Origin of the sequence: Bacillus sp. AK25 (assembly GCF_048270685.1) — a bacterium.
GTDB classification, from domain to species: domain Bacteria; phylum Bacillota; class Bacilli; order Bacillales; family Bacillaceae; genus Bacillus; species Bacillus altitudinis.
The window spans coordinates 501,966-520,169 of sequence record NZ_JBLUWC010000001.1 but is presented as its reverse complement, the minus strand read 5'-3'; the positions used below and the strand labels follow the sequence as shown (position 1 = coordinate 520,169).

General features: G+C 41.4%; 20 protein-coding genes and 1 riboswitch. Of the genes, 7 read left to right on the top strand and 13 right to left on the bottom strand.

Annotated elements, in window-relative coordinates; all coding sequences use genetic code 11:
* Positions 1-23 precede the first annotated feature (23 nt).
* Positions 24-1,106, bottom strand: coding sequence for a D-alanine--D-alanine ligase (locus ACNO7B_RS02520; RefSeq protein ID WP_060780792.1), 1,083 nt, complete (start codon positions 1,104-1,106; stop codon positions 24-26).
* A gap of 184 nt (positions 1,107-1,290) precedes the next feature.
* Here ACNO7B_RS02520 and ACNO7B_RS02515 point away from each other — a divergent pair, with 184 nt between their 5' ends.
* Both ACNO7B_RS02515 and fbpB read left to right on the top strand, forming a co-directional pair.
* Complete coding sequence (locus ACNO7B_RS02515) at positions 1,291-1,611, top strand: thioredoxin family protein (protein ID WP_008346934.1); 321 nt, start codon at positions 1,291-1,293, stop codon at positions 1,609-1,611.
* A gap of 340 nt (positions 1,612-1,951) precedes the next feature.
* Positions 1,952-2,101 (top strand): Fur-regulated basic protein FbpB, encoded by a 150-nt coding sequence (gene fbpB, locus ACNO7B_RS02510; protein ID WP_017366658.1) that lies wholly within the window; start codon positions 1,952-1,954, stop codon positions 2,099-2,101.
* Positions 2,102-2,199: 98 nt separating this feature from the next.
* Here fbpB and ACNO7B_RS02505 read toward each other — a convergent pair whose 3' ends face one another.
* The 8 genes from ACNO7B_RS02505 to ACNO7B_RS02470 form a co-directional block, all read right to left on the bottom strand.
* Positions 2,200-2,535 carry a hypothetical protein gene (locus ACNO7B_RS02505; RefSeq protein ID WP_017366657.1) on the bottom strand — a complete coding sequence of 112 codons (336 nt, stop codon included), beginning with the start codon at positions 2,533-2,535 and terminating at the stop codon, positions 2,200-2,202.
* 117 nt (positions 2,536-2,652) lie between these two features.
* Positions 2,653-3,420: an ABC transporter permease gene (locus ACNO7B_RS02500; protein WP_417901128.1), complete on the bottom strand. Its 768-nt coding sequence runs from the start codon at positions 3,418-3,420 to the stop codon at positions 2,653-2,655.
* Entirely contained in the window at positions 3,398-4,324 is a 927-nt protein-coding gene (locus tag ACNO7B_RS02495) for an ABC transporter ATP-binding protein (RefSeq protein ID WP_410685531.1), read from the bottom strand. Before ACNO7B_RS02495 ends, ACNO7B_RS02500 begins: the two co-directional genes overlap by 23 nt.
* A 126-nt stretch (positions 4,325-4,450) precedes the next feature.
* Positions 4,451-5,692 (bottom strand): dicarboxylate/amino acid:cation symporter, encoded by a 1,242-nt coding sequence (locus ACNO7B_RS02490; RefSeq protein WP_366968736.1) that lies wholly within the window; start codon positions 5,690-5,692, stop codon positions 4,451-4,453.
* A 77-nt stretch (positions 5,693-5,769) separates the two neighbouring features.
* Positions 5,770-5,904: riboswitch (cyclic di-AMP (ydaO/yuaA leader) on the bottom strand.
* Positions 5,905-5,967: 63 nt separating this feature from the next.
* Positions 5,968-6,990, bottom strand: a complete 1,023-nt coding sequence (locus tag ACNO7B_RS02485) for an AI-2E family transporter (protein WP_065459895.1) — start codon at positions 6,988-6,990, stop codon at positions 5,968-5,970.
* Between the two features lie 209 nt (positions 6,991-7,199).
* Entirely contained in the window at positions 7,200-8,468 is a 1,269-nt protein-coding gene (gene dctP, locus ACNO7B_RS02480; RefSeq protein ID WP_224562769.1) for a C4-dicarboxylate transporter DctP, read from the bottom strand.
* Between the two features lie 124 nt (positions 8,469-8,592).
* A complete protein-coding gene (locus tag ACNO7B_RS02475) occupies positions 8,593-9,276 on the bottom strand; it encodes a response regulator (RefSeq protein WP_417901127.1) in 684 nt (227 codons plus the stop codon).
* Positions 9,273-10,892, bottom strand: a complete 1,620-nt coding sequence (locus ACNO7B_RS02470; RefSeq protein WP_417901126.1) for an ATP-binding protein — start codon at positions 10,890-10,892, stop codon at positions 9,273-9,275. The genes ACNO7B_RS02475 and ACNO7B_RS02470 overlap by 4 nt, the downstream gene beginning before the upstream one ends.
* Before the next feature lie 67 nt (positions 10,893-10,959).
* Between ACNO7B_RS02470 and ACNO7B_RS02465 the strand changes: the two genes are divergently transcribed.
* Positions 10,960-12,057 (top strand): TRAP transporter substrate-binding protein, encoded by a 1,098-nt coding sequence (locus tag ACNO7B_RS02465; RefSeq protein WP_073415648.1) that lies wholly within the window; start codon positions 10,960-10,962, stop codon positions 12,055-12,057.
* A gap of 26 nt (positions 12,058-12,083) precedes the next feature.
* Here ACNO7B_RS02465 and ACNO7B_RS02460 read toward each other — a convergent pair whose 3' ends face one another.
* Entirely contained in the window at positions 12,084-12,914 is an 831-nt protein-coding gene (locus ACNO7B_RS02460; protein WP_052320361.1) for an EcsC family protein, read from the bottom strand.
* A gap of 163 nt (positions 12,915-13,077) precedes the next feature.
* Here ACNO7B_RS02460 and ACNO7B_RS02455 point away from each other — a divergent pair, with 163 nt between their 5' ends.
* From ACNO7B_RS02455 to ACNO7B_RS02440, 4 genes are all read left to right on the top strand, one after another.
* Positions 13,078-13,338, top strand: a complete 261-nt coding sequence (locus ACNO7B_RS02455) for a GlsB/YeaQ/YmgE family stress response membrane protein (protein WP_003214275.1) — start codon at positions 13,078-13,080, stop codon at positions 13,336-13,338.
* A gap of 229 nt (positions 13,339-13,567) precedes the next feature.
* Positions 13,568-14,845: an Nramp family divalent metal transporter gene (locus ACNO7B_RS02450; protein ID WP_417901125.1), complete on the top strand. Its 1,278-nt coding sequence runs from the start codon at positions 13,568-13,570 to the stop codon at positions 14,843-14,845.
* 67 nt (positions 14,846-14,912) lie between these two features.
* Positions 14,913-15,482, top strand: a complete 570-nt coding sequence (locus tag ACNO7B_RS02445; RefSeq protein WP_008346964.1) for a GNAT family N-acetyltransferase — start codon at positions 14,913-14,915, stop codon at positions 15,480-15,482.
* Between the two features lie 99 nt (positions 15,483-15,581).
* Positions 15,582-15,845, top strand: a complete 264-nt coding sequence (locus tag ACNO7B_RS02440) for a hypothetical protein (protein WP_008346966.1) — start codon at positions 15,582-15,584, stop codon at positions 15,843-15,845.
* Positions 15,846-15,884: 39 nt separating this feature from the next.
* Here the strand turns inward: ACNO7B_RS02440 and ACNO7B_RS02435 are convergent, their stop codons facing one another.
* The 3 genes from ACNO7B_RS02435 to ACNO7B_RS02425 all read right to left on the bottom strand — a co-directional run.
* Entirely contained in the window at positions 15,885-16,109 is a 225-nt protein-coding gene (locus tag ACNO7B_RS02435; RefSeq protein WP_046527088.1) for a hypothetical protein, read from the bottom strand.
* 81 nt (positions 16,110-16,190) lie between these two features.
* A complete protein-coding gene (locus ACNO7B_RS02430) occupies positions 16,191-16,646 on the bottom strand; it encodes a hypothetical protein (protein WP_417901124.1) in 456 nt (151 codons plus the stop codon).
* A gap of 16 nt (positions 16,647-16,662) precedes the next feature.
* Positions 16,663-18,204, bottom strand: a 1,542-nt coding sequence (locus tag ACNO7B_RS02425; protein ID WP_417901123.1) for a pre-toxin TG domain-containing protein, incomplete at its 5' end; no start/stop codon positions are given.

Below are 18,204 nucleotides of genomic sequence, written 5' to 3'. Positions count from 1 at the left end.
ATAGTGTCTGCTTGCTTCTTACATTAAAAAGTGGTTTTAATGGTTTGTTTTTCTTGATGGCGTTCAATTGCAAGTGACACCAGCTTCTCAATCAGCTCAGGATACTCTACACCAGTATGTTTCCAAAGCAGCGGGAACATACTAAAAGGTGTGAACCCTGGCATTGTATTCACTTCATTGATCAGCACTTCGCCTTCTTCTGTTAGGAAGAAATCTGCACGTACGAGGCCAGATCCATCAATGGCTTTAAATGCCTTAATCGCCATATCGTGAATCGTCTTGTACTCTTCCTCTGACACATTCGCAGGAATGATCAAATCTGTATCGCCATCTTCATATTTTGCTTTGTAGTCATAAAAATCTGTTTTAGGTGCAATTTCACCAACAACTGAGCATTTCGGCTCGTCATTTCCTAATACACCAATTTCAATTTCTCGTCCTACAACGCCTTCTTCCACAACAACACGACGATCATATTGGAAAGCCAAATCAAATGCTGTTTGCAGCTCTTCTTTGCTGCGGCATTTACTAATTCCGACACTTGATCCCATGTTGGCAGGTTTCACAAAACAAGGATACCCGAGAACTGCTTCTACCTGTTCTAGACTGTCTGATATGGCTTTCTCATAATCCTTTTTATTGAAGGAAAGATGCTTTGCCTGCGCAAGCCCAGCTTGAGCAAACACATCTTTCATCATGACTTTATCCATACCCGCAGCAGACGCGAGAACGCCGTTACCGACATACGGGATATTCAATAGTTCAAGTAACCCTTGCATGGTCCCATCTTCACCATTTGGTCCATGCAGCAATGGAAAGACGACATCAATCTTTTCATCAGCTGCTGCAGGCTGTGGAAACATGCTTTCATTTAAAGAAGTTGGTAAAAACGTCTTTGCATTTTGTTCAAATTGAAGCATTTTGACGTTTGATACTGGTTCAGTGAGTTTTTCTCCTCTTAGCCATTCGCCCTCTTCTGTAATATAAATCGGATGTATATCGAACTTCTCAGTGTTAAGTGCTTTTGTAACTGCAAGGGCTGTTTGCAGTGATACATTATGTTCGGCTGACTTTCCGCCGTAAACCAATCCTAAACTTATTTTCAATGGATACTCCCCCCACTAAAATTCATCTTTACTATCTTATCACTTTCAAGCAAAAATGCTCTAATTAATTTTTGTTGTTACGGAATTGAAATGATTTGTAAAGGTTGTAAGCGCCCCCCGAGCATTTGTATGTCATTCGCCTTTATTTTATATTAAAATGACATTGAAAAGGAGTTGTGACAAATTGAAAAAAATTACAAGCACTGAACAATTCAACGAAATCATTCAATCAGACAAAGAGGTCATCGTTAAATTCTTTGCGACATGGTGCCCTGATTGCACTAGAATGGACATGTTCATTCCAGACATCTTAGAGGCTTATGCTCAGAATGAATGGTTTGAAATAAACAAAGACGACTTTCCTGAGTTAGCGGAAACGTATCAGGTCATGGGAATTCCTAGCCTGTTAATTTTCAAAAATGGCGAAAAAACAGGTCATTTACACAGTGCCAACGCTAAATCACCTGAAGAAGTAACAGAGTTTCTTCAAGAACACGTTTCATAACTCATTTGAATGGAGACATCAGCCAACTCATGCTGGTGTCTTTTTTTATATCCTTTTAAATCAAATCTCTTCATAAGACGAGATGTGCGGCTAAAACGTTTCAACATCGGCAGGGAATGTTTGATCTGATTTCATGACAAGGTTTGACAGCGGATTATTTCCTGGGAAAGAATTCATCGTCGATATGGATGGGAATATGTCGGTTACGTGAATTTTCTGAATTGAATCTTTACTTATGACATTCTGCTTTGTATAATGGAGTTGCTAATTGAAAATGATTATCAATTTCATCTATGTGAAATCTTATAGAGTGCATTCTACCAAAGGAGCGTTGAGTTACATGTCTAAGAAGAAAATCAAAACGTATCAGCAATTGATTGAAGAAAACAAGGAAGCGATCATGCGAGACCCTAAGATGATGGAAAGTATATACGCAACCATCGACAAAAAGCACCAGAAGCAGCTTGCCGCTGCTGGACGTGAATCATAAGCACAAGAAGAGCAGTCAAATAGATGGCTGCTTTTTTATTTGCCTGAAGAAAAGAAAAAGCCGATAAAATCTATTCTTCGATTTTATCGGCTTTTGTTTTAATGTGATTTCGCTACACGGTCTTGCTTCATTCCTAAATAGATGAGCATATATGTTAGATAACCCATTGTCATCGTTAAACCACCGAAGAAGAATTGTGAAAACACGGGTTCTTCAAATGTCGTAACGGCAGCAAGCACGATCCAGCTCGCATATAAATAGACCATGAACCATTTCATGTTTCTTTTAAGTGTATACAGAAAGAAAAGACCCGCTAATGAAAAGATCCCTAGCGCTAGTCTGAAATAAACAAGATGATCAAACTGGAAGGCAAAAGACACAAACGAAAACGACAACAGCAACAAAATAGGTAAAGCCGTAATAAAATTTTTCACGATAGTGCCACCTCCATGACTCTGTCTTATTATAAGACAAAATCAGCCGGTTATCGTGAAATACAGACTCGTTTTCACAAAGATGTCACGAATTTTTCTTGTTATTTGACACAATTTTTACACATTTACATCACGCTTCCAAAAAAGGAGCCAAGCAGCACCAACAAAGAAAACGAAATGCGCCCCTACAATGAATAGCGAAAACAGAGGGCTCATGCCCTGAAAGAGCGGCGGACCTTGAAAACTGTATTGTGTGAAGTCCGTATTAGCGAAAAGTAGAATCTTCCCCCACTGATTTTCTAACAGAGACATGATCGACACTAATGATTTCGCCGCGTATAAGACGAAAAATGAAGTCACAAGTGCAATCAGACTGTTTCTAAACAAACTTGAGCACAGAAAAGCAAAGCTTGCCATCATGACCACTTCCACCCACTGTGATCCAATCACAGCAAATGTGTGCAAAAAAAACCGTCCAGTGCTTTCATCAAAATCAGTACCAAAGAAAATAAGGCCAAAAAGAAAAGCGAACACATAATAAAAAACAAACAGGTAAAGGACCATCAGCACAAGAGTGATGTATTTTGACAAGAAAATATGAAGCCTTGTCTTCGGCCGAATCAACAAGAACTTGATGGTTCTTTTTTGAAACTCTGTTGAGATCAATGTGGCGCCAATCACGACAGCGAACACTTGTAAAATAAACACAACATTCGTGGAATAAGCAAAATAGTTCGCGACTGTATCTTGCCCGCCAAGCCCGGAAATGACTCGTTTCAATGTTAGAGCCATCGTCAATTGAAAGACAACAATCAGTCCAAGTGCAATGAATGTGATCTTTTGTCTCGTGATTTTTTTATGTTCATTCTTGATGAGTTGAAGCATCTGTCGTCCCGCCTTCCGTCCATTTCATAAAGGCCTCTTCAATTGATTGTTTTTGAGGCGTCATTTCAAGTACATCAAATTCTGCTAAGACAAGCTGTTTATTCAGCTCCGGCACACGGTCTTTATTCAATTGAACCAGCACATGCTGATCCCTTTGTTCATATGTATATCCTTGCGTATCTAGCCATGAAGCTGCCTTTTCTACTGGCTGAATATTCATCAGCACCTGCTCTTTTCCTTCCATGTCGCGAAGGTTTGTATTGGCTTTGATCTGTCCTTTTTGGATGATGATCATGCGGTCACAAAGCTCTTCTACTTCATGCAAAAGATGTGTAGCAAATAACACAGAGACACCTTCTTCTTGTACAAGCAGTTGCAAGTGCTCTCGAAACTCCTTCATTCCTGCGGGATCAAGCCCATTTGTTGGTTCATCTAAAATGAGCAGATTGGGCTTATGCAAAATTGCTTGCGCAATCCCGAGCCTTTGCTTCATCCCTAGTGAATACGTTTTGACCTTCTGATGAATGGCGTGCTCCAGACGAACTCTTTTTACCACTTCAAGAATGCGCTCTTCTGAAACTCCATCATGCATAGATGCATACAGCTCAAGGTTTTCAAAACCTGTTAAATATGAATAAAATTCCGGATTTTCTATGATCGCCCCAACAGATGACATCGCCTTTTGATGATCATCATCTTGAGAATATCCATTCATGATGATCCGGCCGTTGTTTTTTTTCATCAAGCCAACGATCAATCGAATCAAGGTCGTTTTTCCAGACCCATTTGGACCAAGTAAACCGACAATTTCTCCTTGCCTAATGTCCATCGAAATATGTTGCAAAATTTGATGCCGGCCAATTTGTTTATCGACGTTCTCTATGTGTAAAACAGCAGACTGCAAAGTGGTTCCTCCTTCTGATGTAAAACCTATGGCGGCAGTTACGGCCGCTCATCCTGTAAAAAGTATATCACGCTAGACAAGCCGTTCCACGAAAAAAAGGGCTGATCCAGTCAGCCCTTTTAAACATTACATTGATACATGAGGTGATGATGCATCTTTCTCATGTTTTTTCTCAGTTTCTGTCACAATCACTGCACACGCTGCGTCACCTGTAATATTGACAACCGTTCTTGCCATATCTAATAAACGGTCTATCCCAAGGATCAGTCCAATGCCTTCAACAGGAAGACCGACAGAATTTAGTACCATGGCCAGCATAATCAAGCCAACTCCCGGTACACCAGCAGTCCCGATACTGGCTAATACGGCGGTTAATACAACGGTAAGCATTTGTATGAGCGTTAGCTCCACACCAAACACTTGTGCAATAAAAATAGTTGCAACCCCTTGCATAATCGCTGTCCCATCCATATTGATCGTAGCGCCTAACGGCTGCACGAAACTAGAGATCGGCTCAGGTACTTTCAATTTCTTTTGAGCGGTTTCCATTGATACAGGGAGAACCGCACTACTGCTAGACGTACTAAAGGCTACAACCATCGCAGGTGAAAAATCTTTAAAGAATGTAAAAGGATTCCGTTTTGCAAATATCGCCAATGTGGAACCATAGGTGAGAAAGAAATGAACAAGCAGCGCTACTAGAACGACTGTAAAGTACAGCCCCATGGCTTTAATGGCATCAAGACCTTGGCTTCCAATAGCCGTCACAATTAAGCCGAATGTTCCATACGGAGCAAATTTCATGACCACGCCCACAAGGTACATCATGAGTTCATTGCCTTGTTCTAATATTTTGAGTAATCCTTCTGTTTTTTTACCTAGTACTGCAATTCCTAGTCCTAAGAAAACACAGAATACAATGATTTGCAGCATATTTCCTTCAACTAGAGATTGAACTGGATTTGATGGAATGATGTTTAATAATGTGTCAGTGGTTGATGGCGCTTCTTGAGGTTCGTATTCTGCCCCTTTTGTATCGAATGAACCAAAGGAACCTGGTTTAATCAATAAGGCTAAAGACATTGCAATGATAATAGCGAATGTTGTTGTCAGTAGAAAATAAGAGATGCTTTTTGCGCCGATTCTGCCAAGTTTTTTCGGATCGCCAAGGCCTGCTACACCAAGTGTGATCGAAAAGAAGACAATCGGCACAACTAACATTTTAATCAGGTTTAAGAAGATTTGACCTAGAGGTGTAAATAAATAAGGGTCTAACACTTTGAATACGTTTGGAGCAAAAATGTTGAGTAGTAGTCCTGTGATTGCACCTACAATTAAAGCAATAATAATTTTCGTCGCAAGCTTCAATAAAATCTCCCCTTCCTCGTCAAAAAGGCCCACGAGAGAGTCTTCTCGTGGGCCTGCGTGTCCATACGTGTACCACTGTCTACTCTCTTCACGCTGATGAGGTTAGCTGACGGGTTAGGACGAAGAGATGTCCTTTTTTCTTAAAATAAGAAAAATTCACCCCAAAAACTTGGGTCCCCCATTCCTTTAGAAGGATTAAGCGTGTGGTAATATGATATTTTCATACTATTTATACCTTATTTTTAGAAAATTGTAAACAGGTTCATATGAACTTTTTAATTACTTTCTTCCTTATTCGTGACCTCCAAGATATCTAAGATAAACACAAAGATTGGGATGCCGATAATCAGTCCCCAAATGCCAATATAGTGTTCAGAAAAGATCAGGACAATAAACGTGAAGAAAATAGGGAGCTCTGTTTTAGCTGACATGAGCTTCGGATTTAAGAAGTAGGCTTCTATGGCATGGATGATCACGATCACCAGCACAATATATAGGACGTACATTCCGCCTCCAAGTGTATACGCAATGATGCTGAGTGGAACGAGGGAGATGACCACACCCGCTACCGGAATTAAACCTAACAAGAAGACCATGACCGCTAATCCAAATAATTGCGGAAAGCCCATAATGCCAAGCGCAATTGTCGTTAAGACACAGTTAACTGTTGCAATGATGAACTGTGCTTCAAGTACCTTACCAAATGTTCTGGAAAACTTACGTCCAAAGAAGGCAATTTCATGATAGAACACGGAGATTTTACTCGTTTTGAACTTATTCATGAATTGAATGAGGCGTTCCTTTTCGAACAGGAAAAACATGCTTAATATTAAGGACATAATGACCTGGATACTGAACGTGCTGAAATCTGTTAAGTATGTATAGAGGAAATTAAACCCTTTCTCGAAGAAAGAAGATATTTTGAAATCTCCGAACACATTGGTGACGACGTCAAAGAAGGGTAAATCTTGTGGATGATCTGCAATCTTTTTCCCTAAATGAAATAACTGTTCCACCTGTTTAGCAATGATGGGCACAAACACAAAGCCGCCAAACGTCAATCCACCAGCTAGAAGGATGTACAAAATGGTGATGACTGATTTCTGTCCTATTTTCAGGAAGCGATTTAAAAAGCCTCTTATGACCTCTTCTAACCGGTTCATTAAAAAGGTGAAAATGAAGGTCAGGAGGATTAAATTCATCATTCCTCTTAATAGATATAATGCTGTGGCTAATACTACAAATACTGAAAACCTCTTGACACCAGGTTTTTCGAACAATTTTAAAAATGCCGCCATACGTTACACACCTGCCAGGACTAAAGTCTATTTTTCGTTGGATCTCATATTCATTATATCGGATCTTTCTGTAAATTATATAACAAAAGGTCAATGAGGTCTTACGATTCGTCCTAAATTTATCAAGCTTTTATGTTTTTTCTTTTTTACACAAGAAAAAACCGAACCCCATGTAGAACATAAGGTTTCGGTTTTTGGATGTTTTTATACTAAACAGCCTGCTTGATATTTCGCATTTCCTGTAGTGCTGTTTTACTCTTCGCTTCGTCAAATTCCCCTTCACTTTTCGCTACAACAATTGTAGCAATTCCATTTCCAATCAGGTTCGTAATCGCTCTTCCTTCACTCATGAAACGGTCGACCCCTAATAGCAGTGCAAGACCTTCTAGCGGGATAACCTGAAGTGCAGCAAGTGTAGAAGCTAGCACGATAAATCCGCTTCCTGTGACTCCAGCTGCTCCCTTTGATGTGAGCATCAGAACAAGGATAATCGTGATCTGCTGTCCGATGGATAGATCCACCCCAAACACTTGCGCTAAGAAGACCACGGCCATGGACAAGTAGATTGAGGTTCCATCTAAGTTAAAGGAATAGCCTGTCGGAATGACAAGTCCAACGACTGACTTAGAGCACCCGTAGCGTTCCATTTTATCCATCATTCTTGGCAGGACAGATTCTGAAGAACTTGTGCCAAGAACAATTAAAATTTCATCTTTGATAAAACGGAGGTAACCGAACAAGCTGAAGCCATACATTTTACAAATGATGTTCAGCACGACGAAAATAAACAGGAACATCGTCATATAAACGGAAAGCATCAGACTAGCAAGTGGTTTAATTGAAGCTAAACCGAAGTGTCCGATTGTATAAGCCATTGCTCCAAATGCCCCTAATGGCGCAGCACGCATGATGTAACCAATGATTTTAAAGAAGACAAGCGACAGTTTATCAAGCCATTCGATGATGCCTTTCCCCTTCTCGCCAAGTGCAGCGAGCGCAACACCGAATAAAATAGAGAAGAATAAGACCTGTAAAATATCTCCCTTTGCAAAGGCATCTACCATGTTAGATGGCACAATGTGTGTGACAAACTCCATCCAGTCGATACCCTGTCCTCCATTTTGGGTATATTGCGAGACATCCCCTTTTTCAAGCTTACTATAGTCAAGACCTGCTCCTGGCTTCATGATATTGACCACAAACAGTCCGATGACAAGCGCAAGCGTCGTCACAACTTCAAAATAGATAAAAGCTTTTCCCCCCACTTTTCCAACCTTTTTCATGTCCCCCATCTTGGCAATTCCAAGAACAATGGTTAAGAAAATAATAGGTGCAATGACCATTTTCACTGCATTAATAAATGTGTCACCAAGCGGCTTCATTTCTTTCCCGACGTTTGGCCAAACCATCCCAACAACAATCCCGATAATGACAGCTGCAATGACCTGAAATGTCAGGTTCTTCAATAGCCTCTTCATAAAAAATCAACTCCCTCACCCTTTGATGTAAACGCTTAACTGTTATCTGTAGGTAAATGATAGCGATTTCATCAAAGGCTGTGAAGCTTATGGACATATCGTACATTTTGGTCTTTTTGGTCTCTTAGTCAGAATGTACGATATATTTATTCACAGGGCGTCCGACCCCGCCATATTGCATATCTAATTTCAGCTCGCCTTCTTTTACAAGGAAGTCTAAATAACGGCGTGCCGTGACACGTGCAATCCCAAGTGCATTGGCGACTTCCTCTGCAGACTGCGCTCCTTCTTGCAGACGCATATAGGCTTTAATTTCATTCATCGTATGCACATTCAGCCCCTTAGGAAGCCATGTCTCTTCCTGCTTAACTGCAGGCTTTCGTATGATATCATCGAGCATCTCTTGAGAAAATTCTGCTGCGGTACGAATTTTTGATTTGAACATTTTATAGCTTTCAAGAGATTCTTTCATCCGTTCGAACTTAAATGGCTTAATGATATAATCTCGGGCACCATTTTGAAGCATGGTGCCGATCGTCTCTTTGTCCTTTGCTGCCGAAATCACAATCACATCCACCTGCATCTTTTGCTTTCTGATGTCTTGCAGTGTTTTGACGCCATCTTTTTTAGGCATATACACATCGAGCACCACAAGATCTGGGCGAATGTCTTTGATCAGCTGGATGCCCTGCTCGCCATTTCCTGCTACAGCCGCAACTTGAAAGCCAGGGACACTCTTAATGAACTCTTTATTGACTTCTAGCACCATCGGGTCATCTTCAATTAATAGCACCTTAATCTGAGTCATCTGTCTCTCTCCTCTATTGTCATTGGGAATTCGATTGAGAAGGTGGTACCAATGCCGATGCTTGATGTGACTTCTACATTTCCCATTCCTTTGTCGATAATCGTTTTTACAATATACAGCCCGTAGCCTGTTCCGCCTTCTTTACCGTGAGTAAAGCCTTTGTCGAAAATATGAGGAATCATGTCTTCTTCTATTCCAGATCCATAATCTTCAATTAAGATCGCGAGGACATCCTCTGTTTGATCAATACTAATGGAAATAAGTTTTGTGTCTCTTTCTACAGTATCATACGAGGCAAAGGCGTTCTCGATCAGGTTGCCAAGCAGCTTCGTCATATCATGCTGATCCAGCCGCTCTGGGAAATTGCGCAGACTGCTATTTTCATCTACTTCAACCTTTATGCCTAACTCCTTGCCCCTTCTTATCTTGCTCATCAACAAACCTGCAACTGCATCATGCTGTATTACACGGTGGAGAAAGTCCGTCACATGCTCCTGTTCTTCGGTCGTTTGGAACGCTAAATCGAGTGCTTGATCGGCTTTCCCCAGCTGAATTAAACCCGCAATTGTATGAAGCTTATTCATATGTTCATGATTTTGCACCCGCAGGCCATCAACGAAATTCTTCACCCCGGTTAATTCCTCCGCCAATTTGGCCGCCTCTGTCCGGTCCTGAAAAATCGCAACCGCTCCGATGATTTTCTTTTTCATCACAATTGGAATTCGGCTGCTCATGATCCGCTTTCCGCTCATATGAATTTCTTCATTGTAGACGGGTTCTGCGCGGTCAATGATTTCTGGAAGCCTTGTATCTGACAGCACATCCCAAATATTTCGGCCCACTACATCACCTGTCACGCTGAAAATTTGCTTTGCTTTTTCATTAAAAATGGTGATCATGTGCTGGTTATCAATGGCAATAACCCCTTCATTAATGGAATGAAAGGTAGCCGTGCGTTCCTCTAACATTCTGACAATCTCATGCGGCTCCAGCTTAAACATTTGCTGTTTAATATGACGGGCGAGCAAAAATGAACCGACAAGCCCGAAGCTGAGTGTGAGCAGAAGGATCATGAGGATATCCTGCTTCATTTCTCCTAATATATCTGCCATACTCGGCAATGTTCTTCCGACTAGTACAACCCCTGTTTGGTTAAATTTTTCATCCTTTACTGGATAAAAAGCTCTAATGGCTGTGCCAAGCTCTCCCTGTGCTTCTGAGAAATAGATATGCTCTGCAAAGGCAGGTTCTTCATCTGTCCCTTCCGAGCGCTGGCCAATCCTTGTTTTCACTGGATGTGTCAATCGCACGTGATCCATATCCATGACAACAATGTAATCAGCATCTTGGATAATCCGAATCTCTTCGATGGCATGCTGCAAACGCGCACGCTCCTTTGTCTGATCATCCAATGCCTGCTTTACCTCATTCATCTCAGCTACTGTTCTTGCCGTGTTCATGAGCCTTTTTCGAAGTTCTCGTTCCTCTGTTTGCTGAATTCCCCCGACTAGAACAATTCCTCCGATTAAAAGGGCAAAAATGACAACGAAATATGTGAGGATGGTGAGCTTCCATCTAATAGATAATTGTTGTAATTTCAGTCGATTTCTCATCATTTTTTCACCTGTATCTTTACGAATTCTTCCTCTGTCAAGTATCCTTGACATAAGGGGGATCTGACGCATGAAGAATTTACTCGCCTATACGCTATTGCTCATCATCGGTTTTGTAACCGCTTTATACTTTGGCTTTTATCATATGATGCCTAAATCAGCGACGACCTTCGACGATGAACAGACTGGGCTGAAGGATCAGCTTGTGTTCAAATTCAGCCATGTTGTCGCAGATAATACCCCAAAAGGGCTGGCTGCAAAGAAATTTGCTGAGCTTGTTCATGAAAAATCCGACGGCAGGATCAGCATACAAATCTTTTCAAACGGGAGTCTTTATTCTGATATCGAAGAAATTAATGCACTAAAAGAGAATCAAGTTCAATTTATTGCTCCGTCTACGTCAAAGCTCGGCATGCTGTCCCCTGAATGGCTGGCACTTGATCTGCCCTTTGCCTTTTCTAACTACGATGCTGTCCAAGAAGGGTTACATGGTGCGATTGGACAGAGACTGTTCGGCACACTGCAAAAAGACGGACTAAAGGGAATGGCCTACTGGACAAATGGCTTTAAGCAAATCACTTCGAATAAAGGCCCAATCAAGCAGCCTAGTGATTTAAAAAAACAATCTCTCCGTATTATGCAAAGTGACATGATTGAAAAGCAATTCAAGCTTCTTGGCGCAAAACCCTATCAGGAATCGTTTAATTCAACATTTCAGCTGCTAGAAACAAAAAAAGTAGACGGTGAAGAAAATACAATTTCAAATATTTATTCAAAAAAATTCTATCATATACAAGACTATATGACGATCAGTAATCACGGGTATTTAGGGTATGTCGTCTTAACAGATCAATCCTTTTTTGATCGTCAAACACCTGAGACGAAGCGAATTTTACTCGAAGCGATGGAAGAAACAACGGCATGGAACGAAAAACATGCCGAACAAATGAACAAGGATCAGCTGGAGGACATTAAACGCGAATCTCCAATTGCCATACACGAATTAACACCAGCAGAGCGGCAAAAATGGATGAAAGCGCTCGATCCTTTGTATGATGAAGCAGAAAGGATCATCGGTTCCACCTTGATCAAACAAATCCGCGAGCTCCGGGCACGCTATGAATATTCTCCGATTCAAGCGTTTGAAGAAGATGCTGAGGCCAAATAAAAAATCCCTTTGAGAGAGGGATTTTTTTATGCGCCGGAGTCACGCTGTTCTTGCTGAGCGAGCTCCTCTAATCTTGATAATATTCTGCGCTTTCGATATTGCATGATGCCTGTTTCGGCAATTCCTTTTAACTGTGAGCGGTTGGACGCTGCACCAAACAAAATCCCCGCAATTGGGACAAGTTGAAACAGCTTCTTCCAGCCAAACGAATCACGATAGTTATATACGACCTCACGCCATCCTTGAATTTGAGAGATCATGTTTTCGTGCTTCCCTTCTGATGCATGATAGCTCTTCAGCTCTTTTAATATTGATTTTTTCCCAACAACGTCAGCAGAATTCAACTGTAAACATTTAATGATAAAGACTCGTTCTTCTTTATTTTTCGGATCATAGCCATAGGTGACGGCGATATCCTGTAATGTTTTTAAAGAGAGACCGAGGACAGCCGGAATATCTGCCGCTAATGTAAACATACCTCCGACACCTGTCGTCGCACCTTGCACAGTGGCGAGGTTTGTTCGGTTTTTCCCCATCTGATCACTAATGGCATCCATGACCTCGATCGGAGCCGCCTCAATATCTTCAATACGCGAAATCGATTCATCGGCACATTTCTTTTGAAATTGATGAATAATGCCTTTCTCTGACGTCAAATAGACACCGCCTGATTGAATATAGTGCCCCATCTCATCTAATAACACACCGATTTTTTTTTGAATAAAGGCAGGGGTCAGCTTGTCCAGCATTTGAAATGGAAGCCGGCTAAGTTTCTCCCAAAACCATACCTTTTGCTGGTCTTTCTCCCACTTTTCAATCTCTTTTAATTGTGCTTTTAACCACTCTCTTTCCTCCATGCGATTTGCCTCCTTAGATGCCGTTCAAGTATATGTCTGTTATTATACACAATCCTTGTCCATCATACGTATCGAACATTGAAGTGGTTCCGAAAGGTTTTAATCTCTTTTAAAACGGTTATTGCTTAGTAAACAATAAACAAACAAAAGAGGAGTGATCAACATGTTAGGATTTCTGATTTCATTAGTTGTGGCGATTGTCATTGGTCTCATTGGGAGTGCACTCGCTGGAGGCAGTGTACCAGGAGGCTGGATCGGTTCAATGATTGCCGGGCTTGCAGGTGCTTGGATTGGTCATGGATTACTTGGAACGTGGGGTCCTAGTCTGGCAGGATTTGCGATCATTCCAGCGATCTTAGGAGCAGCCATTTTTGTCATTATTTTAAGCCTGATCTTCCGCAGCGTTGGATCAAGGGTTTCTTAAAAAACGATAGAAAAGAAGAGGAAGCAGAGGATGCACCGCCTAAGATAAGAGGCGGTGTTTTTTATGTTTTGATTGACAAGGTATCTATTTTTTTCACTTACATATGATAAACAAACCTATTAGTTCAGATAGTTGACTTTTCATGAAGATGGGCATATGATGATTAAAAATTGCATCGAGGAAACTTTTTGTGCCAAAGCAAAACTTTGTAGAATCTAGGTGATGACATATGACAAACAAATACATCGAGGCACAAGCCCACATGTCAGTGGCAGCGGAGCGTGCACTTGAAGGAAAGGTGAAAGGATTTAGAAGGCTCCTTCCTTTTCTCGGGCCTGCTTTTATCGCAGCCATTGCCTATATTGATCCAGGAAACTTTGCGACCAACATTGCGGCTGGTTCGAAATATGGCTACCTTCTGTTATGGGTCATTCTCATATCCAATCTCATGGCCTTACTCATCCAGTCTTTGTCTGCAAAGCTTGGAATCGCAACAGGGAAAAATTTACCTGAAATTGCTCGAGAAGAGTTTCCAAAACCAGTCTCGATTGCTTTATGGATTCAGGGCGAACTCGTCATTATCGCCACAGATTTAGCCGAATTTATCGGGGCTGCCCTTGGTTTATACTTACTCTTTCGTATCCCGCTGCTTGAAGCATCGATTATTGCAGCGATCGGTTCTTTTGCCATTTTAGAGCTCCAAAGACGAGGTTATCGAGCGTTAGAAGCAGGAATTACCGGCATGCTGTTTGTTGTCGTGATTGCTTTCGCTGTACAAACCTTTGTGGCTAAACCTGATCTTGCAAGTGTCGCCGGTGGACTGTTCATTCCAAGGTTTGAAGGGACAGACAGCGTACTGCTTGCCGCTGGTATTTTAGGCGCTACGGTGATGCCGCATGCGATCTATCTCCATTCAGCCTTAACGCAAAGAAGAGTCGTCGGCAGAACGGAAAAAGAGAAAAAGCTGATTTTTCGTTTTGAGTTTTTAGACATCCTCATTGCGATGGTAGTTGCTGGCGCTATCAATGCCAGCATGTTGATTGTAGCAGCTGCTTTATTTTTTAAAAATGGTCTTTTTGTTGAGGATTTAGATGTAGCATTTCAGCATTTTGGAACTCTCGCAGGTCCTGTATCAGCGATCTTATTTGGTGTAGGTCTGCTTGTAGCCGGACTTTCCAGTTCTTCTGTCGGTACACTGTCAGGCGATATTATCATGCAAGGTTTTATTCAGTACCGAATTCCGCTGTATGTCCGCCGGCTGATTACCATCATCCCCCCTATTGCGATCATTGCATCTGGGGTCAATCCGACATCTGCGCTTGTGATGAGTCAAGTGGTCTTATCCTTTGGCATTGCGTTTGCTTTAATTCCGCTCATTTTGTTTACAAGTAAAAAACGAATTATGGGCGATTTGACGAATGCTCGCTGGGTGACCGGAATATCTTGGGTGATAGCAGCTCTTGTTGTCGCACTTAATCTGTTTTTAATTGTGGATACGTTTATGTAAAAGACAGTGATCAGGCTGTCTTTTATATCGGGTTGTGGTAGAATTTCCCTTGAAAGGATGTGATCACATGTTTTTTTATCAGGATCAAGATCTATCCATGCGGCTACTTGAACCAAGAGACGCGAGAAGTCTGTATCTGCTCATCCAACGCTCAAGAGAGCACTTACGTGAATGGATGCTATGGGTCGATTCGACGCAGACAGAAGAAGATAGCATGGCGTTTATTCAAGGTGCCATGCAACAAGCTTTGCAAAACAATGGTTTTCAGGCTGGAATCTGGTCACATGGAGAACTCGTTGGTATCATTGGCACCCACCAAATTCATTGGATTAATCGGACGGTTTCCATTGGCTATTGGCTCGGGGAAGGCTATCAAGGAAAAGGCATCATGACAAAAGCATGCAAAGCGGTCATTCACTATTTATTTGAAGAGTGCGGTCTGCACCGCATTGAAATAAGGGCCGCTGTTGATAATCAAAAAAGCAGACGCATCGCAGAGCGTTTATCTTTTTCACTTGAAGGCATATTAAGACAATGTGAATGGCTGGGCGACCACTTTGCCGATCACTGTGTGTACGCACTTTTACAGCCTGAATATATGAAACAAAAAACGAATTCGATCAATCAGCCTACTTAATTGTGTCGATTGGATGAACTATTTTACAAAGTGAAGCTTTGTAGTATCCGTTGTGATTGGCATCTGATAAAATAGAAGGAAAAAATCGAGGTATGATGTATGTCTCTTATTATTTTATTTTACTTATGGATTGTCCCTTTATTATTTGGCATTTTCTTCTCATTCCTAACAAAGAAAGCCACATACAAACGCCGCTTTGTCCCATCATATAGCATGGCAGGACTCAGCATCGTATTTCTTATTCTGGCACTCGTCTTTTCAGCCAGTCATTTTCTATTCATTTGCGGTATGTTCCTATTTGCCACAACACTTGTCGGCACAGGCATTCCGTTATTTTTAGCCTTTACCAAAACACCTTCATAAACAAAACCACCTTTTCGCAATGGAAAGGTGGTTTCTTTTTTATTGATGAGGCATCCGATAGGTCATCGTACCATTTGGGTTTTTTTCAATTACTTTCACAATGTCTTGAAGGATCTCTGACGCTCGATCATTTGAGTCATACTTGCCGAGCGTCTTGACCCAAGAATCGCCGCCTGCGATAGACCCTTCAATCTTTTTACCGGTTACTGTGACTTCGTGAACATTAACGAAACTTTGTTCGTTTTGTGTGAAAATCCATAGCATGGTTTATTCCCCTTTTTTTGTGGTGGTTTATTAGCCTCGTTTTTAAGATACATTTATACTCAACAACGTATTGAAATTCTCTCACTTATTCAGGTTATGAACCAGGTGTTTCTCAATTTCCACATCATTACCATAAACTTCAAAGTAAGAAAAATCGAATGCTCTAATTTCAATATCTGCTAAAGAGTGTTGGATGCCCTCATCTTCTTCTGTTTCAGGCATTGAATTCAAATCCCATTCAATCTGTAACCCTTTTTGAAATCCTATAAAGACACCTGATTCAAATTGAACAACTTGTCTTACACTATCTATTAACTGGTCTGTTGACATTAAACTCAAATCTCGGCTTGGGAATAGCTCAAAAAGAGAAGAATGAGTCGAACCAAAGACATCAAATACATACCATTGATAATCCTGTTTAAATTCCTTAATACACAAAAGAATCTCAGCAAGTTGATCACCTAAGCAAGATAATTCATCGTTAAAATATTCCATACCTCTTATTTTTAATAAAAACGCTGATTCCTTTACACCCATTCAAATCTCCTCCAAATTATTCTTTAAAACTCCATGATCCATCCTTAAAGACCGCAAGATGAGAGTGTGGATTTGTGTGATCACCTCTACCATGATCCGTCCAATCTGTTCTTTGTATCGGCGTACCATCTTTTCCCCATTCGAGGGTTTGAATGTACCCCTCTTTACGCCCTTTCCTATAACCAATTTGCGTATGAGGAAACTGTGAATCTGGTTTATGAACCGTTCCATTGATTAACTTCCCATTCTCGTATTTTGGCAGACTCGCATTTTTACCATTTATATCTTTCGGGATATATTTGGGCTTTTTAATGGAATCTAAATTACTTTTAACTCCCTTCGCCCCAAACGGCAAAAGCATCCCCAAAGCCGCATTCATACTCGCTTCCTGCTGTTCTTTCGAGACTTTATTTCCAAACATATCTCGACCCGTAATCGCTTCGCTGAAGCCGTTGGTCGCGGTGAGTCCATATAAGCCTTTTTGTGATGTTTTCAACGCATCGAAAGACTTCTGTGATGTCTTGTAAATGTCGACTGCTCTGACTGCGGCAGACGTGGCTTGAGTCGTTTTATAGACGGCTTTTCCGCCTTTGAAAATACGTCCTGCCCATCCGACGATTGGGATATATCCTGCGGCTGCCATGCCGCCTGCGGCGACTCGTTGGCCATGAAACCCTTTCGCCCCAAATGGCAAAAGCATCCCCAAAGCCGCATTCATACTCGCTTCCTGCTGTTCTTTCGAGATCCTATTTCCAAACATATCTCGACCTGTAATCGCTTCGCTGAAGCCGTTAGTTGCGGTGAGTCCATATAAGCCTTTTTGAGACGTTTTCAGGGCGTCAAAAGACTTCTGTGATGTCTTGTAAATGTCGACCGCTCTGACTGCGGCGGACGTGGCTTGAGTCGTTTTATAAACGGCTTTACCGCCTTTGAAAATACGGCCCGCCCATCCGACGATCGGGATGTATCCTGCTGCTGCCATGCCGCCTGCGGCGACTCGCTGTCCTGCGGTGAGTTCTTCTCCTGTGATCGGATCGACACCTGTTGCGGCACGTTTTGCATCGTTCACGCCTGTCAGTTCATTGACGATATTTCCTCCGTAATCAAGAGCTTTTTCATACCAAGGACGGTTGGCGAGCGCTTCTTGTTCCTTTGCAATCTTGCGGGCTTCTTCTTGATCTTTTTTGATTTTTAGATATTCAGAAGTTTGCTTCTCAATATCGCTTTTTGCCTTGTAGATTTCGCTATTTTGATACGCTTTCTTGTCAAAATTCATAGGCGAAATGGATTTTCCGTCATTTGTCGCATTTATCATTTCTACGTACAATGCCATTGTAGCCTTCTCCTCAGTCTCTGACAAAGCATATTCATCTTTTAGATTTTGATCAAGTTCTATTAAATCTTTAATCGTTTTCTTCCGTTCATCTTCCGCATCTGCAATCTTTTCGTCAAAGGTTTTACTATCAAATACCTCCAGAGAAATGAGGTCATCAATATCTTGAAAAATCGTTTTGAGTACCTTTTTTTGATCCTTCACGATGCTTTTGGCATTCTTGAC

Excerpts from the sequence above, each read along its gene's own strand:
- fbpB (WP_017366658.1), top strand. The coding sequence starts at position 1,952 with ATGTCTAAGAAGAAAATCAAAACGTATCAGCAATTGATTGAAGAAAAC.
- ACNO7B_RS02500 (WP_417901128.1), bottom strand. The coding sequence starts at position 3,420 with ATGCTTCAACTCATCAAGAATGAACATAAAAAAATCACGAGACAAAAG.
- ACNO7B_RS02485 (WP_065459895.1), bottom strand. The coding sequence starts at position 6,990 with ATGGCGGCATTTTTAAAATTGTTCGAAAAACCTGGTGTCAAGAGGTTT.
- dctP (WP_224562769.1), bottom strand. The coding sequence starts at position 8,468 with ATGAAGAGGCTATTGAAGAACCTGACATTTCAGGTCATTGCAGCTGTC.
- ACNO7B_RS02475 (WP_417901127.1), bottom strand. The coding sequence starts at position 9,276 with ATGACTCAGATTAAGGTGCTATTAATTGAAGATGACCCGATGGTGCTA.
- ACNO7B_RS02470 (WP_417901126.1), bottom strand. The coding sequence starts at position 10,892 with ATGATGAGAAATCGACTGAAATTACAACAATTATCTATTAGATGGAAG.
- ACNO7B_RS02465 (WP_073415648.1), top strand. The coding sequence starts at position 10,960 with ATGAAGAATTTACTCGCCTATACGCTATTGCTCATCATCGGTTTTGTA.
- ACNO7B_RS02460 (WP_052320361.1), bottom strand. The coding sequence starts at position 12,914 with ATGGAGGAAAGAGAGTGGTTAAAAGCACAATTAAAAGAGATTGAAAAG.
- ACNO7B_RS02455 (WP_003214275.1), top strand. The coding sequence starts at position 13,078 with ATGTTAGGATTTCTGATTTCATTAGTTGTGGCGATTGTCATTGGTCTC.
- ACNO7B_RS02450 (WP_417901125.1), top strand. The coding sequence starts at position 13,568 with ATGACAAACAAATACATCGAGGCACAAGCCCACATGTCAGTGGCAGCG.
- ACNO7B_RS02445 (WP_008346964.1), top strand. The coding sequence starts at position 14,913 with ATGTTTTTTTATCAGGATCAAGATCTATCCATGCGGCTACTTGAACCA.
- ACNO7B_RS02440 (WP_008346966.1), top strand. The coding sequence starts at position 15,582 with ATGTCTCTTATTATTTTATTTTACTTATGGATTGTCCCTTTATTATTT.
- ACNO7B_RS02435 (WP_046527088.1), bottom strand. The coding sequence starts at position 16,109 with ATGCTATGGATTTTCACACAAAACGAACAAAGTTTCGTTAATGTTCAC.
- ACNO7B_RS02430 (WP_417901124.1), bottom strand. The coding sequence starts at position 16,646 with ATGGGTGTAAAGGAATCAGCGTTTTTATTAAAAATAAGAGGTATGGAA.